2 protein-coding genes are annotated in these 2,165 nt (G+C 49.5%); one reads left to right on the top strand and one right to left on the bottom strand.

The window, feature by feature from the left end:
- Positions 1-89: 89 nt before the first annotated feature.
- Positions 90-500, bottom strand: a complete 411-nt coding sequence (tnpA, locus tag ACJ2PR_RS35685) for an IS200/IS605 family transposase (RefSeq protein WP_446880609.1) — start codon at positions 498-500, stop codon at positions 90-92.
- 97 nt (positions 501-597) lie between these two features.
- Here tnpA and ACJ2PR_RS35680 point away from each other — a divergent pair, with 97 nt between their 5' ends.
- Positions 598-2,127, top strand: coding sequence for an RNA-guided endonuclease TnpB family protein (locus ACJ2PR_RS35680; protein WP_446880608.1), 1,530 nt, complete (start codon positions 598-600; stop codon positions 2,125-2,127).
- The last annotated feature ends 38 nt before the right edge of the window (positions 2,128-2,165 follow it).

Genomic DNA, 2,165 nt, shown 5'->3' with positions numbered 1-2,165 from the left:
ACACGAGGGGATAAGGGATAGTGCTGGTAGCCCTGTCGCTTCAGCGCAGGGAGGAAAGCACAACAAGCGGCTTGAGCCGCCGTGTGTCTTCAGTGTCGGGTATGGTGTGGGTCATTGATGTATGACATTACTTTAGCAGTTGTCACCTTCCCCGACGAATCATAGAAATAGCTGCGAGTCCACAGAGATGGCAGTTTTTTAAGCTCTGGGAACTCGTCACGCAACAGTTTAGAACTGCGTCCCTTGAAGGCTCTGACCACTTCACAGACAGGGGTTTGCTCGTCATACTCCACCAAAATGTGAACGTGATCAGGTGCAATCTCTTTTGCTTTAATCATCCATCCTTTGTCAGTCGCAACTGATTCCAGGATCTCTGCTAATCGCGTTCTGATGTTGCCCACTAGAACGGATTTTCGACGTTTGGGTATCCATACCAGATGAACGGTAACGAGTCCTACAGAGTGGTCATTGTGCCTGTAGCCAGATGAATCTTTTCTCATACTTCTATGGTTGACATGTTGACATCCATCAACCAGTACTCTAACATCGTAGATGTAGTTAATCAAGTATTTATCAACCAAGGAGGTGATTCCCGCAGTGGCTAGAAGCAAGACCCCATCGTTCATTTTGGAACTGCCGTTAGTGGTCAACTCTCAGGCTGATTCTGAACTGTCAAGCCGATTCCAAGCAGGGCGGCAACTTTATAACGCCTGCCTGAATGAAGCCATGCGACGGGTCAAAGAACTTCGCAACTCGGCGGTTTACCAAGCGGCTAAGAAGTTGCCGCTCAAATCAAAGCAACGTTCTGAGGCGTTCACCGACGCTCGGAAGCAGTATCGATTTTCCGATTACCAATTGCAGGCGTTTGCCACGTTGACGGCGAATCGTTCTGTTTGGATTGCCCAGAAAATTGATAGCAATTCGGTGCAAACATTAGCGACACGAGCGTTCAGAGCTTCTGAACGGGTGTTGTTTGGCAAGGCGAAGAATGTTCGATACAAAGTTCCAAGGCGATTCAATTCCATTGAAGGGAAGGGGAATAAGCAGGGGGTAAGGTGGCTAAACGACCGTCTCGTTTGGGGCAAGGGATTTGATCTGAAACCTGTCATTGACTGGGAGAACCCAGTTCATGTGCATGGACTTTCCAGCAAGGTCAAGTATTGCCGCATTCTCAAGCGGGAACTGAACGGTAAGCGTCGCTGGTTTGTGCAGCTAGTTCTAGAAGGACTACCGTACCAAAAGAAAAAGAACACCGTTGGTGACGGCGGGATTGGGCTGGATCTCAACATTAGCAACGTTGCGTTTGTGGGTGACAATGCTGCGGGATTGCTGCCATTTGCTGAGAACGTTCCCACCTTTGAGCGGAAAATCAAAGCTCTGCAACGTCAGATGCAACGGTCGCAACGGGTGTCTAATCCCGACAACTACAAGCCCAATTTTGAGGCTCGTCAAGGTCGAAAGATCGTGACCAAAAAAGGTAAGTCAAAAAAAGGCAAGCGTGGCTGGAAGAAGTCTCAGACCTATCTCAATGCTGCCAGAAAGATGCGGGAATTAGAACGCCGCAAAACCGCCTATACCAAGTCTCAGAACCGCAAATTGGTGAACGATACCTTGCGGCATGGGAAAGACGTTAAGACCGAGAAAGTCTCGGTGAAAGGGTGGCAAAAGCGCTATGGGAAGGCCATTTCTGCAAAGTCCCCTGGCTATTTTCAATCTGAATTGAAGCGCAAGGCTGAAAGTGCTGGCGGTTCATTTACTCAGTTCTCGACTCAGACAACGGCATTATCGCAGACTCATTTGACGGGTGAACGAGTTAAGAAATCCCTGTCAGAGCGAGTGCATTACGACCAGACAGGCGTAGTAATGCAGCGCGATTTGTTCTCTGCCTATTTGAGTCGATTCGTCACTGACAATATGCTTGACGTGCAGACAGCTAGAGATAGCTATCAAGGGTCGGAGTCGATCCTCAATGCCGCATGGCAAGCCTTTCAATCTGCAAGTACGAAGGCTAGTCTTTCGTCCCGTGAGTCAGTTCCCGGCAGAGCAGATGGCATTAAAGCTAGGAAAGTCCAGCCAGATACCCGACTGCATTGCGCGACCGTGGGAAAAGCTGTACCCAACTCCTAGCCAGAATCCCCCGTGCTTCAGCCGGGGGAGTGGCTCAA

This window comes from Phormidesmis sp. 146-33, from assembly GCF_052939515.1.
Note: the sequence above shows the minus strand (reverse complement) of the source record. Positions and strands in the feature narration are given on the sequence as shown.

Coding starts and splice junctions, on each gene's coding strand:
- tnpA (WP_446880609.1), bottom strand. CDS start 500: ATGAGAAAAGATTCATCTGGCTACAGGCACAATGACCACTCTGTAGGA.